The following is a 21,086-nucleotide window of genomic DNA, read 5'->3' on the forward strand; positions in this document are numbered from 1 at the left end:
CATGCCCCCTCACTCGATACGCCGGCCTTGCTCATCCACCACCCGCTCCCCGTCTTCCTTGGTGAAAGCCCCTTGCTGGGGGCTCGGCAGTATCTCCAATACCACTTCTGATGGACGGCACAGCCTGGTGCCAAGCGGGGTCACCACTATGGGGCGGTTGATCAGTATGGGATGGGACAACATGGCGTCGATCAGTTCCTCGTCGCTGAATCCCTCCCCAGCCAGCCCCAGCGCCTCGTAGGGGGGCACATTCTGGCGCAGCAGCCCGCGCGCCGGTATCCCCATGGCAGCAATCAGTGCGACCAGGGTCTCGCGACTCGGCGGCGTCTCCAGATAGTGGATGACGGTCGGCTCAACACCTGAGTTGCGGATAAGTGCCAGCGTATTGCGCGAGGTGCCACAGGCCGGGTTGTGGTAGATGGTGATAGCGGTGTCACTCATGCTTGCGCCTCCGCTTTGCCATAGTGGCGCTTCATGCGCAGGGCCACGTTGACCAGACCGATCAGCACGGGCACTTCAACCAGTGGGCCTATGACGCCGGCGAAGGCCTGATCCGAGCTCAGTCCGAACACGGCGATGGAGACCGCGATGGCCAGCTCGAAGTTGTTGCCGGTGGCGGTAAAGGCGATGGAGGCGTTCTTGTCATAGGGAATACCCAGCTTCTTGCCCACCAGGAAGCTGGTGAAGAACATCAGCACAAAGTAGATCACCAGCGGGATGGCAACGCGAACCACATCCATGGGCAGCTCGACTATCATCTCCCCCTTGAGGCTGAACATCAGCACTATGGTGGCCAGCAGGGCGATAAGCGTGATGGGTGAAATAGCCGGGATGAAGCGCTCGCTATACCACTTCTCCCCCTTGGCCTTGACCAGGTAATGGCGGCTCAGAAAGCCTGCCAGGAAGGGGATGCCGAGATAGATGAGCACACTCTCGGCGATATCCAGCATGGTGATGTCCACCGCGAAACCCTGCAGCCCGAACAGGGGCGGCAGCACTGTAATGAACAGCCAGGCCATGAAGCTGTAGGTGAGGATCTGGAAACCGCTGTTGAGGGCCACCAGGCCAGCACCGTACTCCTTGCTACCGCCGCCGAGATCGTTCCACACCAGCACCATGGCGATGCAGCGCGCCAGGCCTATCAGGATGAGGCCCACCATGTAGCCCGGCTGATCATGCAAAAACACCAGGGCGATGACGAACATCAATATAGGGCCCACCAGCCAGTTCATCACCAGGGAGAGGGTGATGGCGCGGCGATCCCGGGTCATGGCGCCCATGGTGCCGTAATTCACCTTGGCGAGCGGCGGGTACATCATCAGGATGAGGCCTATGGCCAGCGGCACGTTGGTGGTTCCGACCGACATCGCCTCGTTCCACTGGGCCACCTGGGGGAACAGATAACCAATCCCCACCCCAATCGCCATGGCGACGAAGATCCAGAGGGTGAGATTGCGGTCGAGAAAACTCATTTTTTTGCTGACGGGCAGATCGCCGCAGGCTGTTGTACTCATCACGAGACTCCATGAGGATTGGATGAAACGGGCGGCTGATGGCGGGGCAAACCGATTGAAATCAACGCCGCCAACAGGATAAAGAGGGTGGAGATCCAGAGGCAGGCCTCGAGACCATAGAGCTGGAACACCAGCCCGGAGAGAAGGGTGCCTAGCAGGCGCCCCAGGGCATTGGCCATGTAGTAGAAACCCACATCCAGCGATACCCCATCTGCACCGGCATAGCTGACGATGAGGTAGCTGTGCAGGGAGGAGTTGATGGCAAACAGGGCGCCGAACACCATCAAACCGCCCACCAGGCTGATGGCCGGATGCACCTCATAGTGGAGCGCCAAGGCAATCAGGGCTGGGGTCAGTGCCAGCACCAATGCCCAGCGCATTGCCGCCTTGCCATCGGGTACCCGCCCCTCCCGCTTGCCGGTAAAGCGGGGCGCCTGGGTCTGAACCACGCCATAAGCAATAATCCAGAGCGCCAGGAAGCCCCCCACATACCAGTGATCCCAGCCAAAGCTGGAGGCGAGGTAGACAGGCAGCGCCACCACAAACCAGACATCCCGGGCCCCGAACAGGAAGAGACGGGCCGCCGACAGGTAATTGATGGCGCGGCTCTTGGAGAAAATTTCGCTGAACTTGGGCTTGTTCTTGGCTTTGCCGAGATCCCGTTTCAGGGTCAGCAGGCTGACGCACCACACCAGCGCCAACGCCAGGGCCATGACCAGCACGGCCCCCTGAAACCCGAGCAGGGTCAGCAGGGCGCCACCGAGGAAAAAGCCCATCCCTTTCAGAGCATTCTTCGAACCCGTCAAGAGTGCCACCCACTTGTAGAGCTGACCCTGCGCCTCTCCCGGCACCAGCAACTTGATGGAGCTTTTGGCACTCATCTTGTTGAGGTCTTTGGCTATCCCCGAAAGCGCCTGCGCCCCCATCACCCAGGGCACCGTCAGCCAGACTGATGGCACCAGCAACATGCCCAATGCCAGCACCTGGAGGGCCAGCCCTATGTTCATGGTGCGGTTGAGCCCGAGGCGAGCACCGAGCCATCCCCCCACCAGATTGGTCACCACCCCGAAGATCTCGTAGAAGAGAAACAGGGAGGCGATGGCCAGCGGGCTGTAACCGAGCCCATGGAAGTAGAGCACCACCAACATGCGCAGAGCGCCATCGGTCAGGGTGAAGGCCCAGTAGTTGCCGGTCACCAGCAGATATTGGCGAGCTTCGGGGGAGAGTCGGGTCAGTGCCATGGTCGGGTTATCCTTGCGCCTTGTCCATCTGACCGACCATGCGCATCAGCTCGGCGGTGCGGTTGGCATAGCCCCACTCGTTGTCATACCAGGCGTAGATCTTCACCTGGGTGTCGTTGACCACCATGGTGGAGAGTGCATCTATGGTGCAGGAGCGCGGATCCGTCTTGTAATCCACTGACACCAGCGGGCGCTCTTCATAGCCCATGATCCCCTTGAGCTCACTCATGGCGGCGGCCTTGAGCAAGCCATTGACCTCGGCTTCTGTTGTGGGACGGTTCACCTCGAACACGCAGTCGGTGAGGGAGGCGTTGGCGAGCGGCACCCGCACCGCATGACCGTTCAGCTTGCCCTTGAGCTCGGGGAAGATGTGGGTGATGGCGGTGGCAGAACCCGTGGTGGTGGGGATCAGGCTCAGGCCGCAGGCGCGGGCACGGCGAAGATCGCTATGGGGTGCATCCAGGATAGTCTGGGTGTTGGTGGTGTCATGAATGGTGGTCATGGAGCCGTGCTTGATGCCCAGTTGTTCGTGGATCACCTTCACCACGGGCGCCAGGCAGTTGGTGGTACAGGAGGCAGCCGTCACTATGGGATGCTGCGCCTTGTCGTAGAGGTGGTGGTTGACCCCCATGACGACGTTCAGGACACCTTCTTCCTTGACCGGAGCTGTCACCACAACACGCTTCACCCCTTGCGCCAGATAAGCATTGAGCAGCGCCTTGGTTTTCATCTTGCCGGAAGCCTCGATCACCACATCACAACCAGACCAGTCAGTCTGACCGATCTCTTTGTTGCGAGTGCAGAGGATGCGATGGTTGCCTATCACCATCTGGTCTCCATCGCTGCTGGCTTCATGATGCCAGCGGCCATGGACGGAATCGAAGGTGATGAGGTGTGCCAGCGAGGCGGCATCGCCAGCCGGGTCATTGATGCGCACAAACTCCACATCCGCCCAGTCGAAGGCGGCGCGAAATGAGAGACGGCCCATGCGGCCAAACCCGTTGATACCCACTTTGATAGTCATGCTGTTTTCCTTAACCGGCGAATGAGTAGTGGCTGTTGAGGTAGTCAACGTGGGGCGCCAGGGTCAGCGCCTTGGGACGCAGCCCTTGCACCAGCGACTTGACCTGTATGGGGGCATAGCCCGATTCCAGCAGCAAGATGGCTGCCATCAGCCCGGTACGACCCGAGCCACCACGGCAATGAATGGCCAGGGTCTGGCCCGCCGCCAGGCGAGCCAGCAGCGCCGTCTTGTGGCTGGCAAAGGCGGCGGCAAAGGGCGCCTCGGGGACGCAATCGTCCTCCACCGGCAGCTGGAACCAGGCCAGCCCCAACGCTGCGCACTCGGCGGGCAAGGTATCGGCCTTGAATTCGCTAAGCTCGGCATCGGGCATCATGGTGACTACCGCATCGGCCCCGGCGGCTTGCAGGGTCTTGAGGGAGGCTTGCAGGGAAGCCTCCTTGGTGCCAGGGCAGGGAGTGAAGATAAGGCGGGCGCCATTATCCAGGTTCAGGATGTCAAAGGGGTGCATGATAAGCAGCGGCTCCATGTCTCATTGAGAACATCAGATTGGTTGGTGAAAACAGGTTGTTGGTACCCCGTGCTGGTGGCCGCAACCGCGACCACGCAAGCATCATAGGGCGCTCTGCCTCACCCCTCCTTGTGGGCAGGGTGACATAAGTCTTGCAGGGCCTTGACGCCGACCGGCTCGACCGCCAGCAGGGACACCACGGCATAACGCTTTCCATGCTCACCCTTGACCGCTTCTATATGGGGCTGCTGGCGATAGGCTCGCTGGGCAAGCAGGGGGGAAGTGACGCTGGCAGGGGCCAGCATGTGATTGACTACCCAGGCCCAGGGCTCGATACCGGCGCGGCGCAGGTCCGTTTGCAAGTTGGCCGCCTCCTGTACCGGGGTGGGCTCGGGCAGGGTGACTATCATCACCTTGGTCTGTTTCGGGTCTTGCAGTTGCATCATGGGGGTGGTGAAGTGCATCCCCTTGCCCCCCATCTGGCGGGCAATCTCTCTGTGATAGGCACCGGTCGCATCGAGCAGCAACAGGGTATGGCCGGTCGGCGCCGTATCCATCACCACGAAGCGCTTGCCCGCCTCGCGAATGATCCGCGAGAAGGCCTGAAACACGGCGATCTCTTCGGTACAGGGGGAGCGTAAATCTTCCTCCAGCAGGGCGCGGCCCTGGGCATCCAGACTCGCCCCCTTGATGGCCAGCACCTGGGCACGGTAACGCTCGGTCTCGGCGTGGGGATCGATACGACTGACCTCCAGGTTCGGCAACGCCCCTGCCAGTGTCTCTCCCAGATGGGCTGCGGGATCTGAGGTGGTCAGGTGAACCGGCAACCCCCGACTGGCGAGCTCCACCGCCACTGCTGCCGCCAGAGTGGTTTTACCCACACCGCCCTTGCCCATCAGCATGATGAGCCCGTGGCCATCGCTGGCCAGCTCATCGACCAGTTGCTTCAAGCCGGGATGTTGTTCAGTGATTGCGCTCTCAACCTCATCAGTCCCAGTGGCCGATGCTGCGCCGAGTAACTGGCGCAGGCTGTCCACCCCAACCAGATTGGTCGCCAACAGCGGCACTCTGTCTTGTGGCAGGCTGGCAAGCAGCGCTGGCATTTGAGCCATCGCCAGCTGCTCTCGTTGCCACAGGGCGGTCGCCAAGGGGTCATCAACCAGTTCGCTTTCCGGGAAGATGCCATTGATAACCAGTTGCTGATTGGCAAGGCCTATGGTCGCCAGTTCGTCATGGGTTCGCGCCACTTCCCGAAGGGTCGAGGCTTGCGCCCGGGCGACCAGAATCAGCCGGGTTTTCTCTGCATCGGACAAGGCAGCAACAGCCTCGGCGTATTGGCTGCGCTGTTTTTCCAGCCCTGCCAAGGGCCCCAGACAGGAAGCATCCCCCTTGCCCTGCTCCAGAAACTCGCTCCATGCACCCGGCAACTGCAACAGACGTATGGTGTGGCCGGTCGGGGCCGTATCGAAAACGATATGGTCATATTCTGCCAGCAACGCCTTGTCGGTAAGCAGGGCGGTGAACTCGTCGAAGGCGGCGATCTCTGTGGTGCAGGCACCGGAGAGCTGCTCCTCGATGCTGCGCACCACGCTCTCGGGCAGCTTGCCGCGCACCGGGCCCACGATCCGCTCCCGATAGGCTTGTGCAGCGGCTTGCGGGTCTATCTCCAGTGCTGACAACCCACTGACTGCCGCTATGGCGGTTATCTTGTTGCCTATCCGGGTATCGAACACCTGGCCGACGTTTGAGGCCGGATCCGTGCTGACCAGTAGTACCCTTTTGCCACTGTCACACAAGGCAACCGCACTGGCACAGGCCAGCGAGGTCTTGCCCACCCCGCCCTTGCCGGTGAAGAAGAGAAACGGCGGCGCATCATGGAGAAACGAGTAGTTCAGCAACGCGGACGAAGACATAAGCGACTCCAATCAGGCAAAACAAGGCAATTCACCGCGCAGGCGGCAGGGATGTGGTCAGCAACACTCTGGGGTTAGCAGCAACCACTGTTGCCGCAACAGCCGCCGCTCTTGGCGATCCCTTTGATGACTGCTTGCGGCGCGGGCAAACCGGCATAACGGGCCAATTCACTGCGGCCGGGATAACGGCCGGTGAGCACCACCTGGCCATCCACCAGCACCAGCGGCAACCCCGCCTCCCCTGCGTGCATCCAGGAAAGCGCTGACCGCGGGGTCTCGGCAAACACCATCGGCTGCTGAGCCAGATTGAAGCGCTCGATGGCCACCCCCTGCCCCTTGGCCCACTGCTACATCGGCCGCAAAGTTCACCAACCGCTGGTCAACCTCTGCGCCACATACCCCGCTGGCACAGCACAGTGCCGGATCAAAAATCTGGATAACAGACATGGCATTACTCCTTATTGCAGCAAGATTGCTCGGGCAACACATGGGGCGAACAGCTCGACTCGGCGCGCATCATCCCGCACGCTTCGGGATGCCCGGCGCAACACTCTTCCGTGAGGTAGCCGATAAGATCAGCATCAGGGGAATGTTGGCCCGGTAACGTAAAAAACGACCTCTTGCTCCACCGACAACAGGTCGGCATGCAGCATGGCTTTCAGATGAAATGACAGTGTGTTCGGGGCGATATCCAGTTCACTGGCCAAGCTGGCCAGCAACCTGCCTTCCAACCCGGCCTTGACCAGCAGCCGCCAGACATCGAGACGGATCCCGGATGCAAGAGACTCGAACACTTTAGTGGCTGTATCTTTATTCATGGGAACCTCTTCATCACCTCATTTCATTACAACTATACAAGAACTATTGAAATGAACAAGTCACCTCAACCAAGTCACGGAATCTGTTCAGCTGCCCGGACTGTTCACGCAGCACTCGTCACGGAAAAACGCGATGGACCCCCTTCCAGCACCTCATATTGAGAAATGCAAAGGAGGGTGCGGCTCTCCCGGTTCTGCTTGACCAGCCCCACCGAGACCAGCGCCGCGATATGGTGACTGAGGGTGGAGGCGGGGATCGCAACTGCTTTTGCAGCTGCAGAAAATCCACCATCCCCATGCAGGGCAAGGCTATTTGATTTCGGCTCTACTGGGGGCCCTGAAGGCTGGATTCCCATGCTGCGCGGACTCCTGTCCGCCACCTTGGGCCAACCCTGACCTTCCTGTTCGTCTCGCCGCTGCTCAATCCGATCATCGTCGGCCTGATGTGGGTCACCTTCGGCTGGAAACTGACGGCCCTGCTCCATGCCGTGATCGCCGCCGGCGTCTCTGTCATGGCGAGCATGCTGCTCGACAAGTTCGGGTTCGAGCGCCATGTCATTGACCCCAAAGAGGCCAACGCACTGCTGTACCACAGCGGGCACAGTGGTTATGGCACCGGCGACCCACACCACAACTCAAGCAAATTGCAGTGACAACCAATGCAGTACCATTCGCTCAATCAAACCGCTCAGCGGGGCGGCATGCTGCGCAGCAGCGCAACCAGAGATGGCCACGCCCCCTCTCCTGCTGCAGCAGATGGCACGGCAGCCCTGACCGCCAGCCCCGGAAACCCCACTGCCTGGGCCAAGGCGCATCGATGCCTGGCAGCAGTTCAAAGCGGTATTGCCCTTCCTGCTGCTGGGGGTGCTCGTCGGCTCGTTTATCTACGGCTTTATTCCTGCCGAGTGGATCGCCGCCCATGCTGGCGCCGACAACCCGCTGGCCATCCCCTTCAGCGCCATCATCGGGATCCCGCTCTATATCCGCGCCGAGGCGGTGATCCCGCTCGCATCGGTACTACTGGGCAAAGGGATGGGGATGGGCGCTGTGATGGCACTCATCATCGGCAGTGCGGGGGCCAGCCTGACCGAGCTGATCCTGCTCAAGTCGATGTTCAGAACCCCCATGATGGTGGCATTCCTCACCGTGATCCTGGGAATGGCCATCCTGATGGGTTATCTGGCACAAGGACTGTCTGCGGCCCTGGCCTGAGATCGGCCGCACCAACGCTGTGAGATGGAGCAAGAGAATGGCGTGGGCGAAGGGACGGGAGCTGAAAACTCACAGACCAGAAAAAGCCATCCCAATCAATCGGATGAACTTGGATATGTGGAGAAGGGCATAACCTCGCTCATCCATCTCCGCAGATCAGGCTTCCCGCACCACACCCGCAACAGATAAAGGAGGTGGCTGGCAGGGGTTATGGCCTGTCGTCAGCGGCCAGGAAAGCAGGAATGTGGTGCCGCCCCGCCCGTTGGGCTGGCAGAGGGCACTGCCGCCGTGGGCCTCGGCAATGGCCTTGACCACGGCGAGCCCGAGCCCGCTGCCGCCGCTCTTGCGCGAGCGCGACGGATCCCCCCGGCGAAACGCATCGAAGATATAGGCAGCAACCTCCTCGCCGATCCCTGGCCCCTCGTCTTCCACGCTCAGAGTGCACAGGGCACCCGAGCGTTGCAGGCGCACTGTCAGCAGGCCAGGTACGGCGTGCTTCTGGGCATTTTCCAGCAGCGCCATCAGGGCCTGACGGATGCGAAGTGCATCGCAGCAGACAGGGAGTTCGGCATCGAGCTCCCGCCTAAGCATGAAACCGCTCGCGGCCAGGGGGCTGGCAAAGGCGTCAAGCACCACGGCAAGCTCGTCTGCCAGCCTGACCTCTGAGCGTTGCAATTCCAGGTGGCCGCTGTCGTTGAGGCTCAATACCCGCAGGTCTTCGATCAGGTGGGTGAGGCCCTCCACCTGACGCAGCAAGCTTTCGAAGAGTTCGCGCTCTGGCAAAAATACCCCTTCGGCCAGCCCCTGCAGGCGGCCGCGCAAAATGGTGACGGGAGTGCGCAACTCGTGGGCGATGGCGGCATTCCAGAACTCCCGCTCGCGGGTCATGTTCTGCAGCCGCTCGGCCATGGTGTTGAAGTCGCGCACCAGTTGCGCCGTCTCCCCTATTGCCTGTTCATCTATCGGCACGCGGGCGTCGAGCCTGCCCTCTGCGACGTCTCGCAGGCTGTTTGCCACCGAGTTGAGGGGGGTCAGGATGCGGCGAGAGAGCCGAACCGCCACGTACAGCGCCATCCCCAAGGCGATGAGAATGGTAGAGCCGACCCAGATCATCTCCACCCTCGAGGGTATCCAGCTCTCGGAGATGCTGCCGGGCAGGTAGGTCACGGCGATGGCATAGAACACATAGGTGCCGATCACCGCGAGGGAGATGATGCCAAGCGCCATCAGGCCCAGGGCGTGGATGATCTGCCTGCGCAGGCCAGGTGCCGGTTTCATGCGTCGCCACCGAAGCGATAACCGACCCCCCAGACACTGGCAGGTACCCCCTGGATGCCGTGGGCCTCGAATTTCTTGCGCAGCTTGCTGATGTGGCTGTCCACTGTGCGCTCCTGGGTATCCCCTTCGGGCAGGCAGTGGGTCAGCAGTTCGGCGCGGCTGAACACCCGCTTCGGCGCCCGCATCAGGGAGGCGAGCAACTTGAACTCGGTCAGGGTCAGATCCAGCCGCTGTTGCCCGTCATCGCGGCAAATGCTGGCTTCGTGACTCTCCAGATCGATCTGGAAGGGGCCGACCCGCAGCACCCGGGCGGTGGCGGGGGTTGCGGCCTTGGTGCGTCTGAGCACGGCCTGAACCCGGGCCACCACTTCGGCCGGGTTGAAGGGTTTGCCCACATAGTCATCCGCCCCCATGCGAAGCCCCATCAGCTTGTCGAGATCCTGATCCAGGGCGGTCAGCATGATCACAGGCGTGTCGCCACGGGCCCGGATCTCGCTGAGCACCTGCCAGCCATCGAGCTGCGGCATCTGCACATCCAGCAGCAGGAGATCGGGCTTGAATGCCTGGTGCATGGCCAGCGCCTCGCGGCCATCGGCGGCATGAAGAGTACGCAATCCGTGACGTTGCAGGTAGGCGGCGAGGATCTCGGCGATCTCGGCTTCATCCTCTGCAATCAGTACCAGCGACTGGGCCGCCGGGCTGGCGGAAGCATGAAGATACGACATGGTCGGACTCGAAAATGGTGGGCTTGAACTTTATCACCGCCTCCATGGATTCTCCACAAAGCCTCGAATCATTCGCAATAGCCCCTCTCCATAATGCCCGCTCGATGTGCTCTCGCGGCAACACCATGTCGGGGAGACGGTTTAACGAGGTGAGTATGATGTTTGTCAGACAGCGGTATGCGGGCGCCCTGCTCGCCGTCATTGCCGCATTCGGGTTGGCGGGTTGCGATGGGGCGCCGCAAGCGCAAGATGCGCCGGCCCCCCTTCAGGTGTCGGTGATGACGCTGGCAGGAGAAGATCTTGTCATCAGCGAGGATCTGCCCGCCCGGGTGGCGGCACTGCGCAGCGCCGAAATTCGCGCCCAGATAAGCGGCATCGTCCAACGCCGCCTGTTCGAGCAGGGCGCCGAGATCAGCGCGGGTACAGTGCTGTTCCAGATAAACCCGGCCCCCTTCAAGACAGACGTCGACAGCGCCGCCGCGGCATTGCAGCGGGCCGAGGCCGTGCTGGCGCGCGCCCGCATCCAGATTGACCGCCTGGTGCCGCTGCTGCGCACCGACGCCATCAGCCGCCAGACCTATGACGATGCCGTCTCCCAGCGGGATCAGGCGGCCGCCGACGTGGCCCAGGCCAGGGCAACCCTGGCCCGGCACCAGCTGAACCTGCAATTTGCCAGCGTGGAGGCCCCCATCGCCGGGCGCATCGATCAGGCCCTGGTGAGCGAAGGGGCCCTGGTGTCGCCCACCGATGCCACCCCCATGGCCAGGATCCAGCAGATCGATCAGGTCTATGTCGATGTCCGCCAACCGGCCTCTGTGCTGGAAACCCTGCGCCAGCAGGCAGGGTCGACGGCACCTGAACTGGAGGTGGAGATCCTCGGCAGCGATGGCAAGCCGCTCGGCATGCAGGGACACATCCTCTTCTCCGGCATCGAGGTGGATGCCGGAACCGGCGACGTGCTGCTGCGAGTACTGGTGGATAACCCGGAGCGGCGCCTGTTGCCCGGCCTCTACGTGCAGGCCCGCATTCCCCGGGCTCACTACGCCAGCGCCCTGAGCGTGCCCCAGCAGGCCCTGGTGCGCACATCGGGTCAGACCAGCGTGTGGGTGGTGGATGCCAGTGGGCAGGCACAGCAGGTCCCGGTCAACACCGCTGAGCTGGTGGATCGCCAGTATCGCATCGCGTCCGGACTCAGCGCCGGGCAACGGGTGGTGATCGAAGGGATCGACCGCCTGACCCCGGGGGCGCAAGTCATTGCCCATCCCTGGCAACCCCCCGCCGTCAGCCAGCAGGCTGACGCAGACATCCGCTGAATCGGAGACATTCCATGCCGCAGTTTTTTATTCATCGCCCGGTATTTGCCTGGGTGATCGCCCTCTTCATCGTGCTGGCGGGTGTCATCGCCATCCCCAAGCTGCCCATCTCCCGCTACCCCTCGGTGGCGCCGGTGTCGGTGACCCTCTATGCCACCTATCCGGGCGCCACGCCGCAGACCCTGAACGATGCGGTGGTGAGCCTTATCGAGCGCGAGCTGTCGGGGGTGAAAAACCTGCTCTACTTCGAGTCATCGGTGGATGCCTCGGGCAGCGCGCAGATCACCGCCACCTTCAAGCCGGGCACAGACCCGGATCTGGCCCAGATGGACGTGCAAAACCGCATCAAGGCGGTCGAACCTCGCCTGCCGCAAGCGGTGCGGCAGAACGGTCTGCAGGTGGAGTCCGCCTCTTCGGGTTTTCTGATGATGGTCGGCATGACCTCGCCGGATGGTCGCTTCGATGAGATAGCCCTCAACGATTACATGGCGCGCAATATCGTTCAGGAGCTGCGCCGCATCGAGGGCGTGGGACGGGTGCAGCTGTTTGGCGCCGAGCAGGCCATGCGCATCTGGGTGGATCCGGGCAAGCTCTCCGCCTACGGGCTGACCATAGGCGAGGTGGCGCAGGCCATAGAGCAGCAGAACGTCCAGATAGCACCGGGGCGCATCGGTGACGAACCCGCCCTGCCGGGACAGCGCCTGACGGTTCCTCTCAGGGTACAGGGGCAGCTGACGGCGCCGGAGGAGTTCGCCGCCATAGTGCTGCGGGCCGGCGCCGATGGCGCCAAGCTGGTGCTGGGTGATGTCGCTAGGGTCGAGCTGGGGGCGCAATCCTACACCTTTTCCAACCGGGAGAACGGCGTGGCCGCCACCAGCGCCGCCATCCAGCTCTCCCCTGGCGCCAACGCCGTGCGTACCGCCGATGCGGTACGCACCCGTCTCGCCCAGCTCGCCCCTACCCTGCCGGCGGGCATGGTCTATTCGATCCCGTTCGACTCGGCCCCCTTCGTCAAGGTCTCCATCGACAAGGTGATCCACACCCTGCTGGAGGCCATGGTGCTGGTGTTCCTGGTGATGTTCCTCTTCCTGCAGAACCTGCGCTACACCCTGATCCCGGCCATAGTCGCCCCCATAGCCCTGCTCGGCACCTTCGCGGTGATGCTGCTCGCGGGCTTTTCGATCAACTCCCTGACCATGTTCGGCATGGTGCTGGCCATCGGCATCATAGTCGACGACGCCATTGTGGTGGTGGAGAACGTCGAGCGCCTGATGGCCACCCGGGGACTGTCACCCCGAGAGGCGACCTCGCAGGCCATGAAGGAGATCACCGGGGCGGTGATCGGCATCACTCTGGTGCTCACGGCTGTGTTCATCCCCATGGCGTTCGGCAGCGGCTCGGTGGGGGTCATCTACCAGCAGTTCACCCTGTCGATGGCGGTGTCTATCCTCATTTCGGCCTTCCTCGCCCTGACCCTGACGCCCGCGCTCTGTGCCACCTTGCTGCGTCCGGTCAGCCCGAGTCATCATGAGAAGCGCGGCTTCTTCGGTGCCTTCAACCGGGGGTTCGAGCGGCTCACCGCGGGCTACGGCGCCCGGGTGACCCGGCTGGTCGGGCGCAGCGGACGCATGATGGCGGCCTTCGTCGCCCTCTGCACCGTGCTGGCCATCGCCGCCGCCCAGTTGCCCTCCTCTTTCCTGCCGGACGAGGATCAGGGCTACTTCATGACCTCCATCCAGTTGCCGACCGGCGCCACCAGCGAGCGCACCCTGGCAGTGATCAAGGAGTTCGAGGCCCACGTCGCCTCTCGCGAGGCGCTGGACACCAACCTGGTGGTGCAGGGCTTCAGCTTCTCAGGCGCAGGCCCCAATGCGGCCATGGCCTTCACCATGCTCAAAGACTGGGACCAGCGCCATGGCGCCACGGCCGCCGAAGAGGCGGAGCTGGCACAAGCGGCTATGGCAAATATTCCTGAAGGCACGGTAATGAGCCTGCTGCCGCCCGCCATCGACGAGCTGGGCACCTCTTCGGGTTTCACGCTCTTCCTGCAGGACAGGGCCAATCGGGGGGAAGCCGCGCTGCTGGCCGCCCAGGCGCAGTTGCTGACGCTTGCCGCCGACAGCGAGGTGGTGAGCGATGTCTACCCTGACAGCCTGCCCCCCGGCGAGAGCATTCACCTCGAGATCAACCGGCAGAAGGCCGAGGCCATGGGGCTCTCGTTCACCAGTGTGAGCAGCACACTGTCGACCGCGATGGGGTCGCTCTACGTCAACGACTTCCCCAACGGCGGGCACATGCAGCAGGTCATACTGCAGGCCGACGCCCCGGCCCGCATGCAGCTCGACGACGTGCTCGGCCTGCGGGTGCGCAATGCCAACGGCGGCATGGTGCCCCTGCGGGAGGTGGTGACACCGGTATGGAGCGAATCCCCGCAGCAGATGATGCGCTTCGAGGGCTTCCCCGCCGTGCGTCTCTCCGGGAGTGCCGCCCCGGGGATATCCAGCGGCGCTGCCATGGAGGAGATGGAGCGCCTGGTGGCGCAATTGCCGCAAGGCTTCGCCCTGGCCTGGACGGGGCAGTCGTTGCAGGAGCGTCAGTCGGCGGCCCAGGCCCCCATGCTGATGCTGCTGTCGGCACTGGTGGTCTTCCTGGTGCTGGCGGCGCTCTACGAGAGCTGGTCCATCCCGCTGTCGGTGATGCTGGTGGTACCGCTGGGCCTGCTCGGCACCGTCGCCGCCGTGATGCTGCGCGATATGCCCAACGACGTCTTCTTCAAGGTGGGCATGATCACCATCATCGGTCTGTCGGCCAAGAACGCCATCCTCATAGTCGAGTTTGCACGCCAGTTGCACGGCGAGGGGCGCACGCTGATAGACGCGGCTGTGACTGCCGCACGCCTGCGTCTTCGCCCCATCCTGATGACGTCGCTGGCCTTCACCCTGGGCGTGATGCCGCTGATGCTCGCCAGCGGCGCCAGCGCGGAGACCCAGCATGCCATCGGCACCGGCGTATTCGGCGGCATGATCAGCGGCACCCTGCTGGCCATCTTCTTCGTGCCGGTCTTCTTTGTCTTCGTCATCGGCACCCAGGAGCGCTTTCAGCTCTGGCGGGCCCGGCGAGTGCACAGGGGGGAGCAATGATGCCAGTGTTGCAGCCCCTCTTCCTGCCCTGCGGCCTGAACGAGGGCGGCCAGACAGCGGGGGTTGAGGTCAGCGCAGCCAGCCCCCGTTCATTCATCATTACGGAGGAGTCAATCCATGTTCTCTGACACCCAACGCCGCTGGCTGGTGCTGCTGGCCGTCATGCTGGCCTTCCTGCCGGTGGTCATCGACATGACCATATTGCACATAGCCGTGCCTTCGCTGACCCAGGCCCTGGGCGCATCCGCGACCGAGGTACTGTGGATCATCGACATCTATCCGCTGCTGATGGCGGGGCTGCTGGTGCCCATGGGCACACTGGCGGACCGTATCGGCAACCGGCATCTGCTGCTCACCGGGCTGGTCATCTTCGGGGTCTCTTCCCTGCTTGCCGCCTTTGCGCCGACGCCCGCCATGCTCATAGGCGCACGGGTGCTGCTGGCCCTGGGGGGCGCGATGATCATGCCCTGCGTGCTTGGCACCATACGTCGCACCTTCGAAGACCAGGATGAGCGCGCCATGGCGCTGGGTCTGTGGCACGCGAATACGAAAAAGCCCATCTCAATCAATGATTGAGATGGGCCGTATATATGGCGGAGGAGGTGGGATTTGAACCCACGGATGGTCGCCCATCGCCGGTTTTCAAGACCGGTGCATTCAGCCGCTCTGCCACCCCTCCGCAGCAGTGCGACGCATATTACCCATGACGATCCCCCTTGTAAATCCCCGCTCTGTTCGTTTGCCGATTTATTGGGCTAAATGGCCAACAAAACCCGCAGACTCGTCCCAAACCGTGCTTTTTCAACCGGATGGCTTGACTTGAAAACAGACTCACCCACTATAGTGGCCTCCACGATATTCCCAGCAAGATGGACATATGAGAATCAAACATGCCCTGTTCGCCGCCCTGACCGGCGCGACCCTGCTTGCGGCGCCGGTGCAGGCGAGCGAGCTGACCAAGAGCGACGTCGAGCAGATCGTGCGCGACTATCTGGTCAAGAATCCGGAAATACTGGTCGAGATGTCCAATGCCCTGCGCGCCAAGCAGGAGAGCCAGCAGGCCGAGAACGACAAGAAGCTGATCGAGGCCCATGCCAAGCAGCTCTTCGCCAACCAGGATCCCGAGACCGGCAACCCCAAGGGCAGCCTGACCGTGGTCGAGTTCTTCGACTACAACTGCGGCTACTGCAAGCGGGCCCACCCGCTTATCCAGCAACTGCTCGCTGAAGACAAGGACATCCGCTACATCTACAAGCAGTTCCCCATACTGAGCGAGACCTCCTACTATGCCGCCCGCGCGGCGCTGGCGGTGAAGCTCGGCCAGCCCGACAAGTACCAGGCCTTCCACGACAAGCTGTACGCCCATCAGGGCCCGCTCTCCGACGAAGCCCAGGTGAAGCAGCTTGCGGAGGCGGCTGGCGTCAACTGGAGCAAGGTCGAGGCGAAGATCAAGGACGGCAGCATAGATCAGAACCTGGGTACCAACCGTGCCCTGGCCGAGGCCATGAGCATCTCCGGCACCCCAGCCTTCATCATCGGCGATCAGATCCTGCGCGGTGCCCCCCGCGATCTGGCGAGCCTGAAAGGCTTCATCAAGGACGTGCGAGCCGGCAAGAGCATTCAGTAACCCGCTCTTCGCTCGTAAAAAAACGCCCCGGCATCTCGATGCCGGGGCGTTTTGTCATTCAGGCTCCAGTCCCTCAGGCCTGATAGCCGTTGGGGTTGTTGCTTTGCCAGCGCCAGGTGTCCACCATCATCTGCTCGAGTCCGCGCTCCGCCTGCCAGCCCAGCTCGTCCCGGGCCAGGGTAGGCTCGGCCCAGCATTCGGCGATGTCGCCGGGGCGACGGGGCTTGATCTGGTAGGGAATGGGGCGACCACTTGCGGTTTCGAACGCCTTGACCATCTCCAGCACTGAGTAACCCTGACCTGTGCCCAGGTTGTAGGTGAAGACCCCGGTGTCGCTCCCGATGCGGGCCAGCGCCTTGAGGTGACCTATGGCGAGATCCACCACGTGGATGTAGTCGCGCACCCCGGTGCCGTCCGGCGTCGGGTAGTCGTTGCCAAAGACCCCCAGCTCCTTGAGCTTGCCGACACCGACCTGGCTGATATAGGGCAGCAGGTTGTTGGGAATGCCGTTGGGATCTTCGCCTATGAGGCCGCTCTCGTGGGCACCGACCGGGTTGAAGTAGCGCAGCAGCACTATGGCCCAGCGGGGATCGGATTTGGAGAGATCCCGCAGTATCTCCTCCACCATCAGCTTGGAGCGGCCGTAAGGGTTGGTGGCGCTGGTGGGGAAATCTTCCCGCAGGGGCACAGAGGCGGGATCGCCATAGACGGTGGCCGAGGAGCTGAACACCAGGCGGAACACGCCGGCCTTGGCCATCTCCTCACACAGCACCAGGGTGCCGGTCACGTTGTTCTGGTAGTAGGTGAGCGGGATCTGGCTGGACTCCCCCACCGCCTTGAGGCCGGCGAAGTGGATCACAGACTCAATCTTGTGGGCGGCGAACAGCCGTTGCAGGCAGTCCCTGTCCAGAATGTCGCCCTCGACGAAGGTGACCGCCTTGCCGGTGATCCGCTCGACCCGCCTGAGGGATTCGGGGGAGGAGTTGGAGAGATTGTCCAGTACCACCACCTGCTGGCCGGCGCCCAGCAGCTCAACCAAGGTGTGGGAGCCGATATAACCGGCACCGCCCGTGACCAGAATTGTCATTTTTTATCCCGTGCTTTGAGGAAACTGGAGCTGAGTCTACCCGCCCTGCCCGCGCGGGAAAAGCTCGGGATACCTATGACGCCCCTTAGTAGTCGAGGCCGACATCCCCCCTTGCGGTGCAGGAGCAGGCGAGCGCTACCCCGCTCTCCAGATCCTGCGGGCTGAGAGTCATCACGCTCTGGCGTTCGATCTCGCCAGTCGTGGTGCAGCGGCAGGCCCCGCACACCCCGGCGCGGCAGGCGGCCATCATGGTCTCCCCCGCCCCCTCGAGCGCGGCCAGCAGGGTCTGACCCGGCAGTATTTTCACCTTCTTGCCGCTCTTTTTGAGGGTCAGCCAGAAATGGTCACCCCCGGCGGCAACTGGCGCTGCGTCCGATGTAACAGCAGGCAAGCCGAACGACTCCTGATGCAACTGCGCTGCTGGCAACCCCAGCTCCGCCAGCATGGTGCTCACCGCCGCCATATAGGGGGCGGGCCCGCACAGGTAGACGTGGCGGCCGAGTAAGTCCGGCGCCAATTCCTTCAGCATGGAGGGTGTGAGACGCCCCACCCAGGGATGAGCCGCCGGGGCCTCTTCCAGCACTCTCTCCGGCACTCTCTCCAGTACTAGGGCAAGGCGCAGCCCGGCATGAGCCTCGGCCAGCGCGGCCAATTCATCCGCGAAGATCACGTCCGCTGGCGATCGGGCGCTGTGGACAAAGCGGATGTCCGCATCGGGTCGCTTGGCGAGCTCGTCTCGCAGCATGGCCCACATGGGGGTGATGCCGGAGCCCGCGCTCAGCAGCAGCGGCCGCTCGCAGGGCAGCGCGGTCAGATTGAAGTCACCGAAGGGGCCGTCGGCCCGGATCTGGTCCCCCGGCTGCAGGCTCTGGTGCAGATGGCGGGAGACCAGGCCCACGTCCTTGATGGTGACCTGCCAGCAGGCATCCTGCGGGCTGGAGGAGAGGGTGTAGGCGCGGCACAGGGGCTGGCCGTCTATCTCTGTGTGCAAGGTCACGCACTGGCCGGCCAGCACGGGGGGCAGCGTGCCCTCGGTGGCGACAAACTGCCAGCTGGTCACGTCGTGGGTGTCGGCGCGACGGCCAATGCAGCGCAGGGAAAGAGAGGTGGAGGTCATCGCAAGGCTCCTCTTTTATAAAAGGCATCTCAGTGAAAAAAGGCGAGCCGGGGGCTCGCCAAAGGCTTACAACATGGTGGGCCGCGCCCGGATCAGGCCGCCAGTATCTCGGCCAGATCCGCTTCGGCCGTAGTGGTTCCCTTGAGACCGGACTATGTCTCCAGCACCTTGATCAGGCCGCCAGGATCTCGGCCAGATCTGCTTCGGCCGTGGTGGTTCCCTTGAGACCGAACTGCTCCTCCAACACCTTGAGCAGGGCCGGGGTGAGGAAGGCCGGGGCGGTCGGGCCGGTGCGAATGTCTTTCACCCCGAGTGCCAGCAGGGTGAGCAGAATGACGATGGCTTTCTGCTCGAACCAGGAGAGCACCAGGGTCAGCGGCAGATCGTTGACGCCGCACTCGAACGCCTCGGAAAGCGCCAGTGCCAGCTGGATGGCGGAGTAGGCATCGTTGCACTGGCCCACATCCAGCAGACGGGGGATACCACCGATGTTGCCGAAGTCGAGCTTGTTGAACTTGTACTTGCCGCAGCCCAGGGTGAGCAGCAGGCTGTCTTGGGGGGCGGCCTTGGCAAACTCGGTGAAGTAGGCGCGCTCGGCCTTGTCGCCGTCACAACCGCCCACCAGGAAGAAGTGGCTGATTTCACCGGCTTTTACTTTCTCAATCACTGCCGGGGCGGCCTGCATCAGGGCATTGCGAGCAAAGCCTATGGTGATGAAGTGCTCCAGCTCGGTGTGCTTGAAGCCGTCCAGCGCCAGTGCCTTCGCTACCACGGCAGAGAAGTCATCCCCTTCCAGGTGCGTCACGCCCGGCCAGCCGACGATGGAGCGGGTGAAGATGCGATCGCTGTAGTCGCCCACGTTGGGATCTATGATGCAGTTGGAGGTCATCACAACGGCGCCGGGGAAGTTGGCAAACTCTTTTTGCTGGTTCTGCCAGGCGGAGCCGTAGTTGCCCACCAGATGGGGGTACTGCTTGAAGAAGGGATAGGCCAGCGCCGGCAGCATCTCGCCGTGGGTGTAGACATGGATGCCGGTACCAGCGGTCTGCTCCAGGATGAGCTTGAGATCCATCATGTCGTGGCCTGAGACCAGGATGCACTTGCCCGGCACAGGGGTGACGCGCACCTGGGTCGGCTCCGGGTGGCCAAACGCCGTGGTCTCGCCGAGATCCAGCATCTCCATGATGCGGAAGTTGAGCAGACCTATCTCCATGGCGCACTTGAACAGGGGATCCGGCTCGCTCGGATCCGTGCTGAGCCAGCTCATGATGCGGTGGAATTCGGCCGCCACGGCGCTGTCTTGCTGACCCAGCACCCGGGCGTGCTCCATGTAGGCAGCGGCGCCCTTGAGGCCGTAGAGGCAGAGCAGGCGCAGCCCCATGATGTCTTCGTTGACCTCGCTCTTGCCGCGATTGACCGCGGTCTGGGGTGCATGGGCCAGCTGTTCCAGCAGTTCGGCACCCGGCTCGAAGCGAGCGGCGGCGGGCAGCTCGCTGACTTGCACCGCCAGGGCGGCCAGACGGTCGGCCAGCTGCTGACGATAAGCCAGCGCCTGGTTCACATAGCCGACGATACGGGCGGAGTCGAAGTTGACGTTGGTGAGGGTGGCGAAGAAGGCCTTGGGCACGAAGGCATCTACCTCGTCATCGATGATGCCGTGCTCGCGGGCGGCCAGCGCCCAGGCGCTGAGGCCCTGCAGCGCATAGATCAGCACATCCTGCAGATCCGAGGTTTCAGCCGTCTTGCCGCACATGCCCTGTGCGTAAGCGCAGCCGTTGCCTGCCGGGGTACGAATTGTCTGTTCACATTGCACACAAAACATCATGCCTCTCCTAATTGGACATTTCAGTTGCTTGTTTTGTGGCGATTCTATGCCCCTCAGGAAAAACTTAATAGGCATTCAATTTACCAATTAAGTTTTCATTGATGCAGATCAAAAACAAAAAAGCCGCCCAAACAGGGCGGCAAGCGGGTGGATAACATCAAAGACAATTCAGGATTGCAGCAACAAGGGATAAGGGAACGGCTGGGCCGGCGCCACTCGTGGCATCCGGCCCTGCATGTCATCAGTCCAGGTAGGCCCGCAGCATCCAGACCAGCTTTTCCTGCTGCTGCACATAGTCGGAGAGGATAGAGGCGGTGCCCTCGTCACCGGCTTCGGCCGCCTGCGCCAGGATGCGGCGCTGGGCTACCAGCAACTCGCGGAAGCTCTCAAGCAGGGATTCGACACAGGCGCGGCCGTCATGCAGTCCCTTCTGCTCCGGGATGGCGGAGACCTTGATGTAGTCGCTGAAGCTGTGCAGGGGCACCCCATCCAGGGTGAGGATGCGCTCGGCCAGGGCATCGACTTTCAGCAGCAGATCGTTGTAGATCTCTTCGAATTTCAGGTGCAGCTCGAAGAACTGGTTGCCGCGGATGTTCCAGTGGAAACCACGGACGTTCATGTAGAGGATCTGGTAGCTGGCCAGCAAGTTGTTCAGCTCGGCGGCCAGGGCTTGTGATTGAACGGTATCAAGACCAATGGGGCTCTTCATCATTCACCTCCAGGTGGTAAACATGTTTGGGAACG

18 protein-coding genes, 1 tRNA gene and 2 pseudogenes are annotated in these 21,086 nt (G+C 62.6%); 6 read left to right on the forward strand and 15 right to left on the reverse strand.

Features of this window, described 5'->3' with window-relative positions:
• Nucleotides 1-9 precede the first annotated feature (9 nt).
• The 8 genes and pseudogenes from arsC to ACF2JD_RS07620 all read right to left on the reverse strand — a co-directional run bounded on the left by arsC (nt 10) and on the right by ACF2JD_RS07620 (nt 7,018).
• Nucleotides 10-441, reverse strand: a complete 432-nt coding sequence (arsC, locus tag ACF2JD_RS07585) for a glutaredoxin-dependent arsenate reductase (protein WP_440987109.1) — start codon at nt 439-441, stop codon at nt 10-12.
• Nucleotides 438-1,514, reverse strand: coding sequence for an ACR3 family arsenite efflux transporter (gene arsB, locus ACF2JD_RS07590; RefSeq protein ID WP_429091421.1), 1,077 nt, complete (start codon nt 1,512-1,514; stop codon nt 438-440). Before arsB ends, arsC begins: the two co-directional genes overlap by 4 nt.
• Nucleotides 1,514-2,755, reverse strand: coding sequence for an organoarsenical effux MFS transporter ArsJ (gene arsJ, locus ACF2JD_RS07595; protein ID WP_429170909.1), 1,242 nt, complete (start codon nt 2,753-2,755; stop codon nt 1,514-1,516). The genes arsB and arsJ overlap by 1 nt, the downstream gene beginning before the upstream one ends.
• A 7-nt stretch (nt 2,756-2,762) precedes the next feature.
• Nucleotides 2,763-3,779 carry an ArsJ-associated glyceraldehyde-3-phosphate dehydrogenase gene (locus ACF2JD_RS07600; RefSeq protein WP_440987110.1) on the reverse strand — a complete coding sequence of 339 codons (1,017 nt, stop codon included), beginning with the start codon at nt 3,777-3,779 and terminating at the stop codon, nt 2,763-2,765.
• A 10-nt stretch (nt 3,780-3,789) separates the two neighbouring features.
• Nucleotides 3,790-4,305 (reverse strand): phosphatase domain-containing protein, encoded by a 516-nt coding sequence (locus ACF2JD_RS07605; RefSeq protein WP_440987111.1) that lies wholly within the window; start codon nt 4,303-4,305, stop codon nt 3,790-3,792.
• A 101-nt stretch (nt 4,306-4,406) separates the two neighbouring features.
• On the reverse strand, nt 4,407-6,200 hold the full coding sequence (arsA, locus tag ACF2JD_RS07610; protein ID WP_440987112.1) for an arsenical pump-driving ATPase: 1,794 nt from the start codon (nt 6,198-6,200) through the stop codon (nt 4,407-4,409).
• A gap of 74 nt (nt 6,201-6,274) precedes the next feature.
• A pseudogene (gene arsD / locus ACF2JD_RS07615) lies at nt 6,275-6,647 on the reverse strand (arsenite efflux transporter metallochaperone ArsD).
• 4 nt (nt 6,648-6,651) lie between these two features.
• Nucleotides 6,652-7,018 (reverse strand): annotated as a pseudogene (locus tag ACF2JD_RS07620) (ArsR/SmtB family transcription factor).
• A gap of 440 nt (nt 7,019-7,458) precedes the next feature.
• Here ACF2JD_RS07620 and ACF2JD_RS07625 point away from each other — a divergent pair.
• Together ACF2JD_RS07625 and ACF2JD_RS07630 are read left to right on the forward strand one after the other, a co-directional pair.
• Nucleotides 7,459-7,671: a hypothetical protein gene (locus ACF2JD_RS07625; protein WP_440987214.1), complete on the forward strand. Its 213-nt coding sequence runs from the start codon at nt 7,459-7,461 to the stop codon at nt 7,669-7,671.
• 190 nt (nt 7,672-7,861) lie between these two features.
• On the forward strand, nt 7,862-8,230 hold the full coding sequence (locus tag ACF2JD_RS07630; RefSeq protein ID WP_440987113.1) for a permease: 369 nt from the start codon (nt 7,862-7,864) through the stop codon (nt 8,228-8,230).
• 156 nt (nt 8,231-8,386) lie between these two features.
• On the opposite strand, the gene ACF2JD_RS07635 is transcribed toward ACF2JD_RS07630, so the two are convergent.
• Entirely contained in the window at nt 8,387-9,508 is a 1,122-nt protein-coding gene (locus ACF2JD_RS07635; protein ID WP_440987114.1) for an ATP-binding protein, read from the reverse strand.
• Nucleotides 9,505-10,233: a response regulator gene (locus tag ACF2JD_RS07640; protein WP_440987115.1), complete on the reverse strand. Its 729-nt coding sequence runs from the start codon at nt 10,231-10,233 to the stop codon at nt 9,505-9,507. The genes ACF2JD_RS07635 and ACF2JD_RS07640 overlap by 4 nt, the downstream gene beginning before the upstream one ends.
• A 155-nt stretch (nt 10,234-10,388) precedes the next feature.
• On the opposite strand from ACF2JD_RS07640, the gene ACF2JD_RS07645 reads away from it, so the two are divergent.
• The 3 genes from ACF2JD_RS07645 to ACF2JD_RS07655 all read left to right on the forward strand — a co-directional run bounded on the left by ACF2JD_RS07645 (nt 10,389) and on the right by ACF2JD_RS07655 (nt 15,262).
• A complete protein-coding gene (locus ACF2JD_RS07645; protein WP_440987116.1) occupies nt 10,389-11,546 on the forward strand; it encodes an efflux RND transporter periplasmic adaptor subunit in 1,158 nt (385 codons plus the stop codon).
• Between the two features lie 14 nt (nt 11,547-11,560).
• A complete protein-coding gene (locus tag ACF2JD_RS07650; RefSeq protein ID WP_440987117.1) occupies nt 11,561-14,686 on the forward strand; it encodes a multidrug efflux RND transporter permease subunit in 3,126 nt (1,041 codons plus the stop codon).
• Nucleotides 14,687-14,803: 117 nt separating this feature from the next.
• The gene (locus ACF2JD_RS07655) at nt 14,804-15,262 is read left to right on the forward strand and encodes an MFS transporter (protein WP_440987118.1); all 459 of its coding nucleotides are present in this window, start codon (nt 14,804-14,806) and stop codon (nt 15,260-15,262) included.
• 15 nt (nt 15,263-15,277) lie between these two features.
• On the opposite strand, the gene ACF2JD_RS07660 is transcribed toward ACF2JD_RS07655, so the two are convergent.
• Nucleotides 15,278-15,365, reverse strand: a tRNA-Ser gene (locus ACF2JD_RS07660).
• A 198-nt stretch (nt 15,366-15,563) separates the two neighbouring features.
• On the opposite strand from ACF2JD_RS07660, the gene ACF2JD_RS07665 reads away from it, so the two are divergent.
• Entirely contained in the window at nt 15,564-16,313 is a 750-nt protein-coding gene (locus ACF2JD_RS07665; protein ID WP_440987119.1) for a DsbA family protein, read from the forward strand.
• A 73-nt stretch (nt 16,314-16,386) separates the two neighbouring features.
• Here the strand turns inward: ACF2JD_RS07665 and galE are convergent, their stop codons facing one another.
• The 4 genes from galE to ACF2JD_RS07685 form a co-directional block, all read right to left on the reverse strand.
• Complete coding sequence (gene galE, locus ACF2JD_RS07670; protein ID WP_440987120.1) at nt 16,387-17,400, reverse strand: UDP-glucose 4-epimerase GalE; 1,014 nt, start codon at nt 17,398-17,400, stop codon at nt 16,387-16,389.
• Nucleotides 17,401-17,485: 85 nt separating this feature from the next.
• A complete protein-coding gene (locus ACF2JD_RS07675) occupies nt 17,486-18,517 on the reverse strand; it encodes an FAD-binding oxidoreductase (RefSeq protein WP_440987121.1) in 1,032 nt (343 codons plus the stop codon).
• 172 nt (nt 18,518-18,689) lie between these two features.
• Nucleotides 18,690-20,339, reverse strand: a complete 1,650-nt coding sequence (hcp, locus tag ACF2JD_RS07680; protein ID WP_440987215.1) for a hydroxylamine reductase — start codon at nt 20,337-20,339, stop codon at nt 18,690-18,692.
• Between the two features lie 244 nt (nt 20,340-20,583).
• Nucleotides 20,584-21,051, reverse strand: a complete 468-nt coding sequence (locus ACF2JD_RS07685; protein ID WP_106886029.1) for a Dps family protein — start codon at nt 21,049-21,051, stop codon at nt 20,584-20,586.
• Nucleotides 21,052-21,086: the final 35 nt, after the last annotated feature.

The organism is Aeromonas ichthyocola, from assembly GCF_046087985.1.
GTDB classification, from domain to species: domain Bacteria; phylum Pseudomonadota; class Gammaproteobacteria; order Enterobacterales; family Aeromonadaceae; genus Aeromonas; species Aeromonas rivipollensis.